Annotated in this window: 18 protein-coding genes; 13 read left to right on the top strand and 5 right to left on the bottom strand. The window is 40.2% G+C overall.

Features of this window, described 5'->3' with window-relative positions:
• Positions 1–14 precede the first annotated feature (14 nt).
• From prfB to AC5WOC_RS12175, 8 genes are all read left to right on the top strand, one after another.
• Positions 15–1,119, top strand: a protein-coding gene (prfB, locus tag AC5WOC_RS12140; protein ID WP_496055678.1) for a peptide chain release factor 2 whose coding sequence is annotated in 2 segments (ribosomal slippage) — positions 15–86 and positions 88–1,119 — 1,104 coding nt in all. Because the reading frame shifts where the segments join, the coding sequence is not laid out codon by codon here.
• 87 nt (positions 1,120–1,206) lie between these two features.
• Entirely contained in the window at positions 1,207–1,995 is a 789-nt protein-coding gene (locus AC5WOC_RS12145; protein WP_496055679.1) for an enoyl-CoA hydratase/isomerase family protein, read from the top strand.
• A gap of 28 nt (positions 1,996–2,023) precedes the next feature.
• Entirely contained in the window at positions 2,024–2,707 is a 684-nt protein-coding gene (locus AC5WOC_RS12150) for a hypothetical protein (RefSeq protein ID WP_496055680.1), read from the top strand.
• A gap of 71 nt (positions 2,708–2,778) precedes the next feature.
• Positions 2,779–3,864, top strand: coding sequence for an ankyrin repeat domain-containing protein (locus AC5WOC_RS12155; protein ID WP_496055681.1), 1,086 nt, complete (start codon positions 2,779–2,781; stop codon positions 3,862–3,864).
• Positions 3,865–4,124: 260 nt separating this feature from the next.
• Positions 4,125–4,820, top strand: a complete 696-nt coding sequence (locus tag AC5WOC_RS12160; RefSeq protein ID WP_496055682.1) for a TerC family protein — start codon at positions 4,125–4,127, stop codon at positions 4,818–4,820.
• Positions 4,817–5,050 (top strand): hypothetical protein, encoded by a 234-nt coding sequence (locus AC5WOC_RS12165; protein WP_496055683.1) that lies wholly within the window; start codon positions 4,817–4,819, stop codon positions 5,048–5,050. Before AC5WOC_RS12160 ends, AC5WOC_RS12165 begins: the two co-directional genes overlap by 4 nt.
• Entirely contained in the window at positions 5,013–6,281 is a 1,269-nt protein-coding gene (locus tag AC5WOC_RS12170; RefSeq protein ID WP_496055684.1) for a glutathionylspermidine synthase family protein, read from the top strand. Before AC5WOC_RS12165 ends, AC5WOC_RS12170 begins: the two co-directional genes overlap by 38 nt.
• A 140-nt stretch (positions 6,282–6,421) precedes the next feature.
• A complete protein-coding gene (locus AC5WOC_RS12175; RefSeq protein ID WP_496055685.1) occupies positions 6,422–6,685 on the top strand; it encodes a hypothetical protein in 264 nt (87 codons plus the stop codon).
• 347 nt (positions 6,686–7,032) lie between these two features.
• On the opposite strand, the gene AC5WOC_RS12180 is transcribed toward AC5WOC_RS12175, so the two are convergent.
• Positions 7,033–7,203 carry a hypothetical protein gene (locus tag AC5WOC_RS12180; protein ID WP_496055686.1) on the bottom strand — a complete coding sequence of 57 codons (171 nt, stop codon included), beginning with the start codon at positions 7,201–7,203 and terminating at the stop codon, positions 7,033–7,035.
• Positions 7,204–7,549: 346 nt separating this feature from the next.
• On the opposite strand from AC5WOC_RS12180, the gene AC5WOC_RS12185 reads away from it, so the two are divergent.
• The gene (locus AC5WOC_RS12185) at positions 7,550–7,771 is read left to right on the top strand and encodes a hypothetical protein (RefSeq protein WP_496055687.1); all 222 of its coding nucleotides are present in this window, start codon (positions 7,550–7,552) and stop codon (positions 7,769–7,771) included.
• Between the two features lie 99 nt (positions 7,772–7,870).
• Here the strand turns inward: AC5WOC_RS12185 and AC5WOC_RS12190 are convergent, their stop codons facing one another.
• Complete coding sequence (locus AC5WOC_RS12190) at positions 7,871–8,707, bottom strand: polysaccharide deacetylase family protein (RefSeq protein ID WP_496055688.1); 837 nt, start codon at positions 8,705–8,707, stop codon at positions 7,871–7,873.
• The gene (corA, locus tag AC5WOC_RS12195) at positions 8,704–9,666 is read right to left on the bottom strand and encodes a magnesium/cobalt transporter CorA (protein ID WP_496055689.1); all 963 of its coding nucleotides are present in this window, start codon (positions 9,664–9,666) and stop codon (positions 8,704–8,706) included. Before corA ends, AC5WOC_RS12190 begins: the two co-directional genes overlap by 4 nt.
• A 428-nt stretch (positions 9,667–10,094) precedes the next feature.
• On the opposite strand from corA, the gene AC5WOC_RS12200 reads away from it, so the two are divergent.
• Positions 10,095–10,307 carry a hypothetical protein gene (locus AC5WOC_RS12200; protein WP_496055690.1) on the top strand — a complete coding sequence of 71 codons (213 nt, stop codon included), beginning with the start codon at positions 10,095–10,097 and terminating at the stop codon, positions 10,305–10,307.
• Between the two features lie 163 nt (positions 10,308–10,470).
• Complete coding sequence (locus AC5WOC_RS12205; protein ID WP_496055691.1) at positions 10,471–11,118, top strand: hypothetical protein; 648 nt, start codon at positions 10,471–10,473, stop codon at positions 11,116–11,118.
• A 124-nt stretch (positions 11,119–11,242) separates the two neighbouring features.
• On the opposite strand, the gene AC5WOC_RS12210 is transcribed toward AC5WOC_RS12205, so the two are convergent.
• Entirely contained in the window at positions 11,243–11,611 is a 369-nt protein-coding gene (locus AC5WOC_RS12210) for a hypothetical protein (protein ID WP_496055692.1), read from the bottom strand.
• Positions 11,612–11,726: 115 nt separating this feature from the next.
• Complete coding sequence (locus AC5WOC_RS12215; RefSeq protein ID WP_496055693.1) at positions 11,727–12,029, bottom strand: hypothetical protein; 303 nt, start codon at positions 12,027–12,029, stop codon at positions 11,727–11,729.
• 154 nt (positions 12,030–12,183) lie between these two features.
• Here AC5WOC_RS12215 and AC5WOC_RS12220 point away from each other — a divergent pair, with 154 nt between their 5' ends.
• Together AC5WOC_RS12220 and argH are read left to right on the top strand one after the other, a co-directional pair.
• Positions 12,184–13,443, top strand: a complete 1,260-nt coding sequence (locus AC5WOC_RS12220) for an argininosuccinate synthase (protein WP_496055694.1) — start codon at positions 12,184–12,186, stop codon at positions 13,441–13,443.
• A complete protein-coding gene (gene argH, locus AC5WOC_RS12225; protein WP_496055843.1) occupies positions 13,388–14,818 on the top strand; it encodes an argininosuccinate lyase in 1,431 nt (476 codons plus the stop codon). The genes AC5WOC_RS12220 and argH overlap by 56 nt, the downstream gene beginning before the upstream one ends.
• Positions 14,819–15,026 lie beyond the last annotated feature (208 nt).

Raw genomic sequence — 15,026 nt, forward strand, 5'->3', positions numbered from 1 at the left:
TGGAGTTGATCCTTTTGGACCTACAAGCTATTAAGCAAGAATATCAAAATACAGCAAAGCGTTTTGCTGATCTCAGGGGGTCTCTTTGACTTAGAGTCTAGAAGTGTGAGACTTACTGCATTAGAAGCAGAAATGTCAGCAGAAGATTTTTGGAATGATCAGCAAGAAGCACAGCAAAAAATAGCAGAACTTCGAGAAGTGAAAGATATACTGGAGCAAGTGCAAAGTCTGGAAACACAAAAAGATGATCTGCAAGTCTTATTGGAATTATTACAAGAAGAAGAAGATCCTTCTCTCCATCAAGAGTGTCAGACTGCACTGAAAGATTTCCAACAGCAAGTCAATGCGTTTGAACTGCAACAATTATTAAATGGCCCATATGATCGGAATTCTGCTATTTTGGAGCTTCATCCAGGCGCTGGGGGAACAGAATCGCAAGATTGGGCAGAAATGTTGCTGCGCATGTATACGAGATGGGCTGAGAAGAAGTCATACAAGATTGAGACCATTGATTATTTGCCAGGTGATGAAGCTGGTGTGAAAAGTGTTACTTTACTGGTAAAAGGGATTAATGCTTATGGGTATCTTCGGACAGAAAAAGGTATCCATCGACTTGTTCGGATTTCACCTTTTGATGCATCTGGCCGCAGGCATACTTCTTTTGCTTCGGTAAATGTTGTTCCAGAACTAGAGGATGACGTCGAAATCGAAGTGAGGACAGAGGATCTTAAGGTTGATACGTATCGTGCAAGCGGTGCTGGAGGACAGCATATTAATACAACCGATTCTGCAGTGCGTATCACTCATGTTCCTACAGGAATAGTGGTAACATGCCAATCAGAGCGATCCCAAATAAAAAATCGCGATAAAGCGATGAAAGTACTAAAAGCGCGTTTGTATGAGCGGAAAATCGAAGAACAGGAACAAAAATTAAATGAATTAAAAGGAGAACAGACAGAAATCGGTTGGGGAAACCAAATTCGTTCCTATGTCTTCCATCCTTATAGTCTCGTGAAAGATCATCGTACTTCCGTAGAAAATGGAAATGTGCAAGCAGTAATGGATGGAAGTATCGATGGTTTCATGGAAGCTTTTTTAAAAAAGCAAGTAAAAAAATAAACACGTACATTTGGCGAACGCTTCTAGTTGGAGGGTTCGCTTTTGTATGATAAAATAGGGAAGATTCTGTAATAGGGGCGATGCAATTTGAAATGCTGGACTTGTATTACTCTTGAGTTGGACACATCTATCGCAGTTTTAACATTAAATCGTCCAAAAGTACTCAATGCTTTAAATAGGCAAATGTTGTCAGAAATGATGGAGGCAATACAGTACATCGAAACCCAGACAGAAGTAAAAGTGTTGATAATAACAGGCGCTGGGCCCAAAGCATTTGCAGCAGGAGCAGATATAACAGAATTGAGACTTATCGAAAATGCTCCTTCGGCAGAAAAACAGTCTTTACTTGGGCAGAAGGTTTTTGATACTCTTGAGAATATGCCAATCCCTGTTATAATGGCAGTGAATGGTTTTGCCTTAGGTGGAGGTTGTGAGTTAGCTCTTGCCGGTGATATTCTTTTCGCAGCAGAAACTGCTCAATTTGGGCAGCCTGAGATTAATTTGGGGATAATTCCCGGTTATGGCGGCACGCAACGCCTAGCTCGCGCAATAGGCGAGAAAAATGCGAAGTACTATATATTCTCTGGTGAATTTTTTACCAGTGAACAAGCACAGCGATTTGGGCTTGTCCAAAAAGTATTTCCTCTTGATCAATTATTACCAGAAGCGAAGAACTATGCAAAAAAATTAGCAAAACTGGCACCAATTGCTCTTCAATATGTTAAAAAATCCATTCATAATGGTTTAGAGATACCTTTGGAAAAAGCATTGCAAGTGGAGGCATCTTATTTCGGAATTACTTTTCAGACAGCGGATCGAATCGAAGGAATGGACGCATTTCTGGAGAAGAGGAAACCAACTTTTCGGGGTGAGTGATATTTCCCGGGGAATGGAGGATACAACGATGATGAGTTTAGTAATGAGTCCTATATTTTGGATCGGTGTAGCACTTGTAATTGTTGCAATTATTGTTTTATCTGCATTAATAAGTAGTAAACGTAGTAGAGAAGTAGACGAGCTTGGTACATATTTTCCAGATGGGGAACTCGATAATTCAACCCGTATATCAGTGGAGAAAGTAAGACGTAGTACTTTGGCCAGGCAGCAACGCAAACAAGCTTCACAACATCTTCCTCGCCGTCAGCCTCGTGAAGATGTGCTTGAATTAGAGAAACAAGAATATGTAGAGAGACTCAAGCACGAAGAAGAAGATGACGATATGGATGATTATTTAGAAGAAGAGGAAAATCTAAATCTCCCAGTGATTCAAGATTCCGATGCTTCAGAAAGACAGTTTAATCGACAGCAATTCAAATCCAATCTTTTGCAGTCTCGTAACACTGCATTGACAGAGAATAGCTCGATAAACAAACGGCCGAATTTTACAAAACGCACGCCACTAAGTTCTAATTCAAATAATACTACTTCTAATTCAACCTTAGGTACTACACGTAGTTCAGTTCGCCGTCCATCGACTAGTAAAACGCAATATCCATCTATAAGAAAAGATGCAAATAATACCAATACTAATTCAGATGACAATCTATCACCGCGTTTTCCAAATCGAAGATCCAAAAGGATGTTTTAACCGCCCATGAGGTGGTTTTTTTCTTTTATAAAAAAAGTGATAATAAATATAGGTATCCAAAGGGGGTTTTTATGAAAGCAAAAGATGTAATTATTGTTCTTTTTTTGTTTCTTGGGGTGATAGCCGCAGTGTGGTATGGGATTGATCGTTTGAGCGGAATTGGTACAAATACAAACAAAGAATCAAGTTCCAAAGATGTCGAAAGTTTTTTAGATGAAGTTCGAGATGGCAACTACACACAGGTACAGACTTTATTGAAGCAGGGAGTGAATGTAAACGAAAGAGATGAGGACAAGCAAACCCCCATACGAGTGGCAGTAGAATCAGGTAATATAGATATGGTTAATTTATTGGCTTCTTATAGAGCCAATGTGAATCAAACAGATGAAGATGGTTTTTCCTTATTGAAGATGGCAATCGAACAAAGTGATGTATCCATGGTTGAGTGTTTGATCCGTTTAGGAGCAAATATTAATCAGACTGACAAAGAAGGAAAAACAGCACTTTGGACAGCTGTAGAAGAAGGGAATCTGGAAGTACTTGAAATTTTAGTACAGCATGGAATCAATCTAAAGGCAGCTGATTTTAAAGGACAGACAGTGGTTTTTCAAAAAATAGATGCCAACATAAATGAAACAGTTAAGTATTTAGTATCCAAAGGTTTAAAATTGGACGCACGAAATAATGAGAAAGAAACTGCTTCTTTTCTAATGTTGGAGTACAGAGATCAATTCAAAGCATTTTTACAAAATGGTTTGAATCCGAACAGTGTTGATGAAGACAAAGAATCATTACTTTTGAAAGCAATTGATTATGGATATTATGACGACGCTAAAACACTTTTAAATGCAGGTGCAAATCCGAATGTAAATAATAAATACAAAGATCCAGTCCTCCATGTAGCTATTCGCAGAGGAAATCTTGCTTCTATCAAGGAACTTATTTCACATGGCGCAGATGTGAACAGTATAAATGGCTATGGGGATACTGCCTTGATGGAAGCAGTAAACGAACAAAAAAAATCGATAGTATTAGAATTACTTGCTTCAAAGAAAATCGATAGAAATAAGAAAAATAGTTCTGGAAAAACGGCATTTCAACTAGCAAAGGAAACAAAAAATAACGATATTATCAACTTATTAGGGAAGAATGAATAAACTTAAAATATCAAATAAATGTTAAAATTTTGAAGTGAGTTGACAGCTTTTAGCCGTCTCCGGTATGATAAGGATGAAGATAATAGAATCGCCTTTATAGATTAAAGGGGAGTAGCTACTACAGCAAAGTCGTCATTACGAGATAACCTCTCCGGCTTTGTTGGCAACGATAACGTTGTTTGCGAGACCTTTACTTCTAGCTTTTTTGTAATTGCTAGAGGTAAGGGTTTTTATTATGCACATGAAAGGAAGGGGAAAAGATGGAGATACTTTCATTAGCGTTTTTATCCAAGTTACTGACAATTGTCGTTATTGACTTGGTGTTAGCAGGGGATAATGCAATTGTCATCGGGCTGGCCTCACGCAAGCTTCCAGTTGAACAACGAAACAAAGTCATTTTATGGGGAACAGCAGGAGCTATTGGACTTCGTGTAATAGCGACAGTAACCATTGTTTACTTATTAAAAATACCAGGTTTATTATTAGTTGGAGGATTGATCCTTGTTTGGATCGCATACAATTTATTAGCTGATAATGATAATCATGACGACGTGAAGGCTGGAAATAATTTTTGGTCTGCACTTCGCACTATAATATTAGCAGATACCATTATGAGTTTGGATAATGTTTTAGCTGTAGGTGGAGCTGCACATGGCAGTGTGCTGCTTGTAGTGATAGGGCTTGTAATTAGTGTTCCGCTTGTCGTATGGGGAAGCACCTTATTTATCAAACTAGTGGATCGATATCCGATTATCTTATATATTGGTTCCGGTGTACTTGCATGGACAGCAGGAGGAATGATTGCCGAGGAACCAATAATTCATAATATAATTGTAGATTTTCCTTGGATTGAGTATGTAGTAAATATAATATTAATAGTGTTAGTACTACTCGCAGGCTGGATACGAAAACAAAAGAAACAAAACATATCTCATACCATAGGAGGAAATGGATGAAGAGTAAATATGTAGTAGGTTTATTTGCTTCAAGCATGTTGCTTTTGTCTGGTTGTGGAGATAGCAATGATTTAGATGATTATACGCTCTGCTATGACAAAGATAATGATCAATACTGCGATGATACGTATGATCGCATAGACCCAAGTTCCTATGTAGTAATCAATGGTCAACGGGAGGCCTATATCGTTTATGACAGCGATAGCTCATCCAGCAGCAGTGGCGGGTGATTATCATCAGCATCGGAAAAAAATTTATGAACCAATACGTGATATTTTTTCGTGGGATTATTGGGAAGGTCAAGAGTATGCATTAGCATCATATGTGGCCATTGATCGAGCAATACACAAAGAAATGCAGCTTGCTACCAAGCTTCTCGGAAATCTATTTGCTAGGGTAGCAGAAGTAGTGAGACTTGGGTCTGCGGAATTATGGAGCGAATTAGGATATCCTTCCGAAACGTGGTCTGCTATTCGATTATCAACAAACTATAAGGCAGTAACTGCGATTGGTAGATTTGATTTTGCCTATACCAATCAAGGTTTGAAAATGCTTGAGTTTAACAGTGATACGCCAACTAGTATCGTCGAAGCATTTTTTGTCAATGCGGAAGTATGCAAACACTATCAAGTAGAAAATATGAATACAGGAACCGAACTAGATTTTAAACATATGTTTCATGAACTGCTTGAAAATTACCGAGAACACGGATATCCTACCGAAAATATTGCCTTTTGTTGTGATGCTTTTGATGACGAAGATCGAGGTACAACGAAATATTTGTTACAACAGTCTGGTTTAACTGGTTTCTATTCACCCCTATCACAATTGGCTTATGATCCGGCCAATGAACGGTTTACAGCGAAAATGCCCGATGGTGATTTTCGTCCGATTGATGTACTCTATCGATTACATGCTTTAGAGATAATTGCAAAAGACAAGACATCCAAAGGATATCCGATTGGCGCAAAACTATTAGAACTGGCAGCAAAACAGAGAATCGCATTTATTAATCCGCCAACTGCATTTATTACACAAACGAAAGCATTGCAAGCACTTATTTGGAATTTATATGAATCAAACATATTTTTCACTTCAGAAGAACGGGAAGTAGTGGCTACTTACTGTCTTCCTACTTATTTGGAAAATCAATTTCGTGGAAAAACAGCCTATGTCAAAAAGCCTTTCTTTGGCAGAGAAGGAGGGGCAGTTTCTTTGTATCATGCCAATGGGACATTAGAAGCGACTGATGAAGCTGCTTTTTATTGGGAACAACCGATGGTCTACCAACAAAGAGTAGAATTACCTACTCTAACGGTGCAAACTGCTAGTGGTCCGTATACGGGAAAACTACTATTTGGCTCCTTTTTCATCGGGGGAAAACCTTCTGCTGTATTAGGGAGAATCGGACAAGCAATCACCCAAGATTTATCTTATTTTTTACCATTAACAGTGAAGTGAGAGAAAAACGACTTCTTTTAAAGGGGTCGTTTTTTATGTGGGAGTTTTTTTCGAAAAATTGATAATTTTTTTATGAAATGTAGTAAGATATATGTAAGGGTAAACCTTATATAAATTCCCTACTACAGAAAGAGAAAAACATGTCTGCGGATGAGTCTCGAAAGCGCCTCGATAAGGTTATACGGGATCAGAAGAAGGAGTGCGGCGATCTTATTGCCAAGATCGAAGCATATCTTCGTAGGGACGGTATCGATATGCAGGTCATCGTTGATCTGGAGAGCGAGCTGTCAAACCTTCGTCAGCTCCATGATTCTTATCGAGCTGGCCTACCTTCTGATCATGTTTCCGCACGTACCTATCGATTTAAACTGGCAAAGACGAATGTCCAGAGTCTGATGAAGTAGTAGATTTCCTTCGCATTTTGTGAAGAGGAGGCACTCTTAATGAGTGCCTCCGTCAAAGTAAATATTTATGAACAACTGATAAATAGATAAGGAGCCTTTCTTATAATTGGAATAAAATATATATATAAAGATTGTTAAACGCGATTGTTAAACTTGAAAATTAAAAGGCTAATCATATATTAAACATCCAACAATGGATGTTTTTTTAGTTTTGATAAGAAAGTATAGAATTCGTTAGGTGAATTACAATCTAACATTTTACCCAGATAATGATGAAAAGCAACGTGCCCGAATACGAAGTATCTGGGCACTGATACGGATAAACAAATTATCCGTATAGGATTTGTTTAAGAGACTTCCACCTTAACCCCAAGCGGAGTAGTAACAGACTCGTAACGGCCGCGAAGCGTATGCTGATAATTGCCATACTCGCGAATTACAATCTGCCCGCCTTCCACCGTAATTTCCCCATGCCGATCAGGGAGCTTACGTGGGTCAATGTTTTCATATTGATGCATCTGAACGGGAGCCTGACTCTCATCTGTTCCATAGTAAATCTTGGTATATGTCGCGCAAGACCAGGCTGCGTTATCAGTAATTTGAAAGCCACCGAGGCTTGCAGAGTTATAACCGTAGGACATGCTTACTCCTTATATTCAAGGGATATGTGGTGGTACATCTTTTATGATATAGGACTGGATCATAGAAAATCAATCTTTCCATAGAGGATATGGGTTATTTTTTCGTGGTTTCGTTTTTATCAGTAAATTTTCCCTTCGTATTTCTTTGAGGTTGCTGAAATACTATTTCCTTTTTTCGAAAATATGAGATAATAGTGAGAAGCCAACAACCATTGGAGGAGTAATGGCTGGAGATAAGAAAAAGAGGAAGGCTACACTTTCCGATGGGAAGGATCGATACGAACTGGTAACATGGGTTTCTCTCGAAGAGACAGATCCATTCAAGAAGTGCACTCCTATTTCACTGAAAATCAATGGTGTTGATCGCAATCCCAGCCAGCATGCCAGAATTGTTGATAAAATCATCAATTCAACAAGTGGTACAACTTGGGAAGACCTCAACTAATTGATCCTTCTAGTTGAAACTGGATATGCTGATTCGTCAGCATATCCAGACAGAAGATAATACATTTAAATAGACGACAAAACCTCCATCAATGGAGGTTTATTTTAAATACGTTTCTAATTTTACAAACCGGTATCCCTTTTTTCGGAGCTTTGGAATTGCTTTTACCATGCCTTCTGCTGTATCGCCTTTTGGCTGGTTCATATGTAAAATAATGATTGATCCAGCTTTTGCGCGAAGCATCGATTTTTCTACTTGTTTGGTATTGTACGTAGCCCCTGCGTCTCCAACAATATCAAAATTAACTGGTGTTTCCCCTATAGCTTTTACAATTTTTACTGCGATATCATCATAATAGGCAGTTCCTGCACGAAAGTATTTTGGAGCTCTGCCCGTTAGGTTTTTTATTTTTTGGTGATTTCCATTCACTTCTTCATACACATTGGAAATATTTTTTGTCCCTTTAATCCCATAAACGCTGCGTCCTGTTACAGATAGTGGTCGATGTTCGGTTCCATGATTTTCGATTTCAAATAGTGGATTTTTTGCGAGTTCACGAAATAATGTTGGGTTTGCATCAATCCAACGAGAGTTAATAAATAAGGTTGCAGGTATTTTATTTTTGATTAAGTAGGTAATAATATCTCGATCATAGCCACTTCCGTTTTTTCCACCACAGGCATCAAATGTTAAAGCGATGACTTTATCCTTAGTCGGCAGTGTCCGCACTACCCCCGTCACCTTTTCTCCCCATTCTTTTGGCCTTTTCCCAAGATATTGGTTTGAAATTTGTTTTTCCGTTGACTCTGCTGGTTTATTATCTTTCACTACTTGTTTGACAGGGGTGGGTTGTATTGAGGTGGAGTGTGTTTTGTGAACGAGAGTACAACCTGTGAGAAACGCAAAAGTTATGAACAAAAATATGCTTTTTTTCATTCGCGAAAAAACCATCCTTTGTGTTTAAACCAGAGAAACATCACGATACTGATTACTGCCATGCAAGCGAGTACAATAAAGTATCCATAATGCCAATGCAGTTCCGGCATGTAAGAAAAATTCATCCCATAAATACCGGCGATAAACGTCAGCGGCATAAAAATGGTTGTAATAACGGTAAGTGTCATCATAATGGAATTCATCCGGTTGGAATTTAATGAAATGTGATTGTCTCGGATATCTGATGTCATATCACGGCTAGAATCGATTGTGTTACTCAGTTTCAATAAATAATCATACACATCCATATAATATCTTCGTTCTTCTCCTTGTCCCGATAAATGATCAGATTGGGTAATCCGAAAAACGAGATCGCGAAATGGCCAAACGACATGGCGAAGACGAAGCAAATCACGCCTAATCTTAAATAGTTCATTCATTTGTTCTTGCATTTGTCCCAGTCTCTCCGGGCGAATGCCGATTTCTGTCAGGCGGTCTTCTAACTGCTCTGCAATCGGAAAAAAAGAATCAGCTACTTTATCCATAATTTTATAACAAATATAACGAGAACCGAGTGATTGTGCATTGTTGTCTTTTTGCATCAATTTCCAAACTTCGTCTATTTCCGGTTGTTCATGATAGTGAAATGTAACGACATATTGATGATGTTGAAAGATATCAATTTCTTTTGGTTTCAAGCTGTTTTTATGGATCGCATTGAGCACAAAAAAGTGATAGTCTTCATAGTCATCTAGTTTGGTTCTTTGCTGAAGATACAGGCAATCTTGTATGGCTAATTCATGAAAGCCCATGTGGGATAGTTCTTTTGCCTCTTCTTTTGTGGGTTGGTTGAAATCGACCCAGTACCATGCATATTGTGAGCGCTTTTCCATGATCTCATTTAGTTTCAGATCTTGATGCAGTTCTCCTGATTTGGTATAGACAAGTGTTCGAATCATTTTCAGAGGAACCCCTTTTACATTGACTTACCCCAGTTGAGCAAATTTACTAACGTTTCGTTTTCAAATCCGCTCGAATGCATGTCTTCCACGTCTGTTGTAAAGACCACAAAGGACGCTACAGCCAAGCAAAGCGAGACTAGGAGCATAGCGACGTAGCGAGACTTGTGCCTTTGTCAGAGGTGCATATCTTCGCTTGGGATTATTTATATTGTTTTTGCTCAAGTAGAGAAACTTAATATCTATTGTAGACAGATTTATTTGGAAGCACAACTATGCAAAAAATTTACAGAAAACGCTTTCTGTAAAGAGTACATAAAAAAATATTTAAAGCTCAGATAAGAAAGTGCCAAAAAAAACGAATGATGGTAGAGAATTTTGTACGATGAGGAGGCAGAGAAAAAAATACAAAGAGAAAAGAGTCTCTCATGCTTCTGCGTCGCTATGATCTCATCTTCGATGTGCTTGTGTCGCTCCTCGTGGCTTGTGTTCTTGCCTTTCAGCAAATTGGAATGGAGCAGACATTTAAAAACTTTGCTCATAAAGTCACACATCACGAGTCGGATACCAAAGAGCACCAGCACGATCCTCACTCGCTCGAGGATGCTTGGAAGCGGAGGAGACTGAAAAAGGTAAAATAGAGAGCATTTTCATTTACGGACAGTTTTCTTTCATCAAAAGAAGGCCGTCCGTAATCAATTTTAATAAAAACATAATTATGCTTTACGTTGCAGTGATTTTGGAATAGGATGAGTGTAAGGAAACTCCGCACCGCGGAGAAGTTTGACTGGAAGGTTTATTGCAATGGTCAAGAAGTCTGTTGCGACCGTCGGTACGCTGGCGGTTGGTGCTGTTCTGGTGCTCTCGGGGTGCTCTCGATCCACCGGCTACGAGACAGTCAAGGCTGCTCGCGGTGAGAATCGGATCGCTGACTGGGAGAGCAAGGCTGTCAAAGTCAACACCGACAGCGGCAAGTGCGACGACGACGAGATCGCGATCTGGTCCGACAAGAAGCACACCGCGCAGGAGTGCTACGACCCGGACAAGGGCGAGAAGTTCAAGAAGATCACGGACTGGCGTCTGAAGATGGATGCCAACTGCGACCCCGACGAGTATGCAGCGTGGGTGGACTCGCAGGAGAAGCTCTACTTCTGCTTCGACTTCAAGGACTCGCACAAGAAGCACAAGTCCGCGAAGAAGAGCAAGAAGAAGGTCAAGATCGTGGTCACCCCGACGCCGACGTTCATCAAGCCTGTGACTCAGTCACCGGGTAAGACGCTGAACAAGCCGTCACCGGCGAAGACCCTCGGCAAGCTGCCGGCAGCCCCGCAGCAGCCGGCGAACAAGCCGGCCCAGCGGCAGCAGAACCAGCAGTCGGGTTCCGACTCGAATTCGAGCTCGAACAACAGCTCGAAGAAGTCGACGACCACTGGTACCAAGAAGTCCAAGTAACCCAGTCAATCGGCGGGCAGCACTCTCTTTGATTTTATCGAAGGAGTGGCTGCCCGCCGCGTCGTTTTCTGGATAAAATCAGCCACCCCCTGAGGATTTCCTCAGGGGGTGAAACGTACCACACCTATCGCTTTGTCCAGATGGTTTCCCATGCTTCCTGGTACTTCACATCAACAGCGGTATTTACTGTATTAGAACCTATCCGTGGGAGTGTACAAGTAAAACCAGCCTGTGTAGCAATCGCCTTGATATCACGAGTCTCCAATGAGCAAGACTTTGTACCGATACGCTTATACATCAGGTCAACGAACTTATGAACCTGAAGGCTATTGGTGATACCTAGTTCTTTCCCCATCTGCACTTGGAAAGGACTTGCGGGAGAGACCCGATGATTATCGGGGAGATCTCCCTGTTCCTTCATACGCCACAGCCAAAAGGCAATAGTCGCTTCCGTCGGATTCTGGTATCCAAAAAAGGATGGAGTCGACGACATGGTCTTCCTATCTATTAGACAAGCCGGATGGTTGCAAATCTATTCTATCAAAATTATTGTCTGTAAAGTAGCGCAGGTACAGAAGATTTTTCTTCTGTACCTGCGAGGAGCCTCCTTAACGCATGGGCCAATAAGGCTTGCTCCAAGGTTTACCGTTCTCCTCAATACGAACGATATTTACCCTTGTATCACTAATGATTTCCTCACGAACACCGGTGTGCTTTATACTGAGCCTGTCAAGAAGCTGATTGATGAAAGTCCAATCCAGACGGCAGTATCCAAATTCTTTTACATCCCGCTCTACTGTCTTTGCGATGTCTTTTTGAAATTTATTGAGCTGCTCAGGTGCAATGTTTGGCAGTTTCCCTGTCCAAAACTGAACCGTTGCTGCGACTGCTCCCGATATCCGCTTCGCCATGTCTTCTCCTTTATTTATCATGGCTCTTTGCTTGCCGTTTTCATTTTATATCAACAAAGAAATAATTGCAGAAATAATTTCCCGGGTTCTTTTTTTATCAATTTAATGTATAATAACTCATTAGGATGTATTTTTATTTATAGGAGTGTGAATGATGAGTAAAGAAAAAATTGTACTCGCTTATTCAGGCGGTTTAGATACTTCTGTTGCCATTCGTTGGTTAACCGAAAATTATGGATATGATGTGATTGCAGTTGCTCTTGATGTTGGAGAAGGCAAAGATTTGGATTTTGTCAAAGAAAAGGCTTTAAAAGTAGGAGCAGTAAAATCGATTGTTATCGATGCAAAAGAACATTTTGCCAAATATTTTCTTGCTACAGCGTTAAAAGCTAATGCGATGTATGAAGGAAAATATCCACTTGTATCTGCTTTGTCCAGACCGCTTATTTCACAAATACTTGTGCAAATAGCAGAAGCAGAAGGTGCTGTTGCAGTAGCACATGGATGTACTGGTAAAGGCAATGACCAAGTGCGTTTTGATGTATCTGTACAGGCTTTAAATCCCAACTTGAAAGTGGTTGCTCCTGTAAGAGAATGGGCGATGTCTCGCGATGAGGAAATCAAATATGCCCAGGAGCATAATATTCCTATTCCAATTGATCTAGACAATCCTTATAGTGTTGACCAAAACTTGTGGGGACGCAGTTGTGAGTGTGGTGTACTTGAAAATCCTTGGACTGCACCGCCAGAAGGTGCTTATGAGTTGACCAAAGCAGTTGCGGAAACTCCTGATGAAGCGACAGAAGTAGTTATTACTTTTACCAAAGGGATACCAACTGCGTTAGACGGTGTAGAGTTACCGCTGCAACAATTGATTTCCAATTTAAATCAGTTGGCTGGAAAACATGGTGTTGGCAGAATTGATCATGTTGAAAACCGTTTAGTAGGGATTAAATCACGAGAAGTTTATGAATGTCCTGGAGCGATTACGTTAATTACTGCCCACCGGGAATTGGAATATCTGACATTAACACGTGATGTTGCTCGTTTTAAACCATCCATTGAACAAAAATGGGCAGAACTTACCTATGATGGACTTTGGTTTTCACCATTGAAACAAGCATTGGATGCTTTTATCGATGAGACGCAAAAATTTGTTACTGGCGATGTTCGAGTGAAATTGCATAAAGGTACAGTTGTGGCAACGGGCAGAACTTCGGAGCATTCCTTATACAATGAGCAGCTAGCGACTTACTCTACAGATGATACATTTGATCATCAAGCAGCAGTTGGTTTTATCAAATTATGGGGACTACCAACGCATATTTATGCAACGATACATGAAGATGAGGTGAAAGCTGATGAAACTTTGGGGCGGTCGCTTTACCAAGTCGACGGATCAACTGGCGCTTGAATTTCAAGCTTCAATTAATTTTGACCAAAAACTAGTCATCGAAGATATTGTCGGAAGTATTGTCCATGTAGAGATGTTAGGTACACAAGAAATATTGAATAAAGAAGAAACAAAAACGATCAGAGACGGACTTATTACTTTATTGGAAAAAGCAAAAGCAGGCAAATTGGCTTTTTCAGTAGAACATGAAGATATTCATATGAATATAGAGAAGATGCTAATTGATCTAATTGGTCCTATTGGCGGAAAGCTACATACAGGACGGAGTAGAAATGATCAAAGTGCTTTGGATGTGCATCTATATACAAGAAGGAAAACAGTAGAGCTCACAGAGAGTGTTGTTGCTCTATCAGAGGCAATCATTAGGCAAGCAGTGGAAAATGTGGATACACTGCTCCCTGGTTATACCCACTTGCAGCGTGCCCAGCCAGTTCGCTTTGCACACCATCTATTGGCATACTCCAGTATGTTGGAAAGAGATTTGGGAAGGTTGATCGATAGCTATAAACGGACAGACATGTGCCCGCTTGGAGCCGGTGCAATTGCTGGAACGACTTTCCCAATCGATCGGGCATATGTACAGAAGAGACTTCACTTTGCACATTTGTATGAAAATAGTATGGATGCGGTCAGTGATCGTGATTACATCGTTGAGCTGGTGTCTGCTCTCTCTCTGATCATGGTGCATTTAACTCGTTTAGCAGAAGAACTAATCCTGTGGTCTAGTGAGGAATTCCAATATGTGGAATTGGATGATGCATATTGTACGGGAAGCAGTATGATGCCACAGAAGAAAAACCCCGATATACCAGAGCTGGTCAGAGGAAAAAGCGGAAGAGTATTTGGTAGTTTAGTAGGATTACTTACTATGTTAAAAGCACTGCCACTCAGTTTTAACAAGGATATGCAAGAAGATAAAGAAGCATTATTTGATGCTGTTGAAACAGCAGAAAATTGTCTTCATCTCATGCGTGACGTGATCGCAACGATGAAAGTGAAAAAGGAAAACATGCTGAAAAATGTTCAACAGAGTTACTCCAACGCCACAGATTTAGCAGATTATTTAGCTGCAAAAGGAATTCCTTTTCGCCAAGCGCATGAGATTACCGGTAAAACAGTCTTATATGCGATCTCCCGACAAAAATACTTGCTGGAATTATCGCTGGATGAATATCAGCTGTTCTCTCCCATCGTAGCAGAAGATATTTACACTTTTTTAGCGGAGGAGCAAGTTGTGGAAGCGCGGAAAAGTGAAGGCGGTACCGCAAAAGTTCAGGTAGAAAACCAATTGGAAAAACGAACTGCGTATTTAAATGAAGCAAAACAATGGTTAAAGACGGTGGAGGCTGCACAAGAGCTGATCCCCTTGTCATGATTGATAGATGTTAAAATATACAGCGTCCAGTAGTCGATCACGAGATACAAATAGGGAAATAAAGCCTCAGCAAACGTAATTTTTGGTTTTTCTTGCCAACGATGATGATGGAAAGAACATGATATAATAAATCTCCAGTAACCGTTATCTATACTGGAGATTTTTGCTGTCAAGTTTGAATATATCATCATTTTGCAAAATATTACTC

This window comes from Shimazuella sp. NTD247 (assembly GCF_059510415.1).

Coding starts and splice junctions, on each gene's coding strand:
- AC5WOC_RS12150 (WP_496055680.1), top strand. CDS start 2,024: ATGATGAGTTTAGTAATGAGTCCTATATTTTGGATCGGTGTAGCACTT.
- AC5WOC_RS12155 (WP_496055681.1), top strand. CDS start 2,779: ATGAAAGCAAAAGATGTAATTATTGTTCTTTTTTTGTTTCTTGGGGTG.
- AC5WOC_RS12160 (WP_496055682.1), top strand. CDS start 4,125: ATGGAGATACTTTCATTAGCGTTTTTATCCAAGTTACTGACAATTGTC.
- AC5WOC_RS12165 (WP_496055683.1), top strand. CDS start 4,817: ATGAAGAGTAAATATGTAGTAGGTTTATTTGCTTCAAGCATGTTGCTT.
- AC5WOC_RS12170 (WP_496055684.1), top strand. CDS start 5,013: ATGACAGCGATAGCTCATCCAGCAGCAGTGGCGGGTGATTATCATCAG.
- AC5WOC_RS12175 (WP_496055685.1), top strand. CDS start 6,422: ATGTCTGCGGATGAGTCTCGAAAGCGCCTCGATAAGGTTATACGGGAT.
- AC5WOC_RS12180 (WP_496055686.1), bottom strand. CDS start 7,203: ATGCATCAATATGAAAACATTGACCCACGTAAGCTCCCTGATCGGCAT.
- AC5WOC_RS12185 (WP_496055687.1), top strand. CDS start 7,550: ATGGCTGGAGATAAGAAAAAGAGGAAGGCTACACTTTCCGATGGGAAG.
- AC5WOC_RS12190 (WP_496055688.1), bottom strand. CDS start 8,707: ATGAAAAAAAGCATATTTTTGTTCATAACTTTTGCGTTTCTCACAGGT.
- corA (WP_496055689.1), bottom strand. CDS start 9,666: ATGATTCGAACACTTGTCTATACCAAATCAGGAGAACTGCATCAAGAT.
- AC5WOC_RS12200 (WP_496055690.1), top strand. CDS start 10,095: ATGCTTCTGCGTCGCTATGATCTCATCTTCGATGTGCTTGTGTCGCTC.
- AC5WOC_RS12205 (WP_496055691.1), top strand. CDS start 10,471: ATGGTCAAGAAGTCTGTTGCGACCGTCGGTACGCTGGCGGTTGGTGCT.
- AC5WOC_RS12210 (WP_496055692.1), bottom strand. CDS start 11,611: ATGTCGTCGACTCCATCCTTTTTTGGATACCAGAATCCGACGGAAGCG.
- AC5WOC_RS12215 (WP_496055693.1), bottom strand. CDS start 12,029: ATGGCGAAGCGGATATCGGGAGCAGTCGCAGCAACGGTTCAGTTTTGG.
- AC5WOC_RS12220 (WP_496055694.1), top strand. CDS start 12,184: ATGAGTAAAGAAAAAATTGTACTCGCTTATTCAGGCGGTTTAGATACT.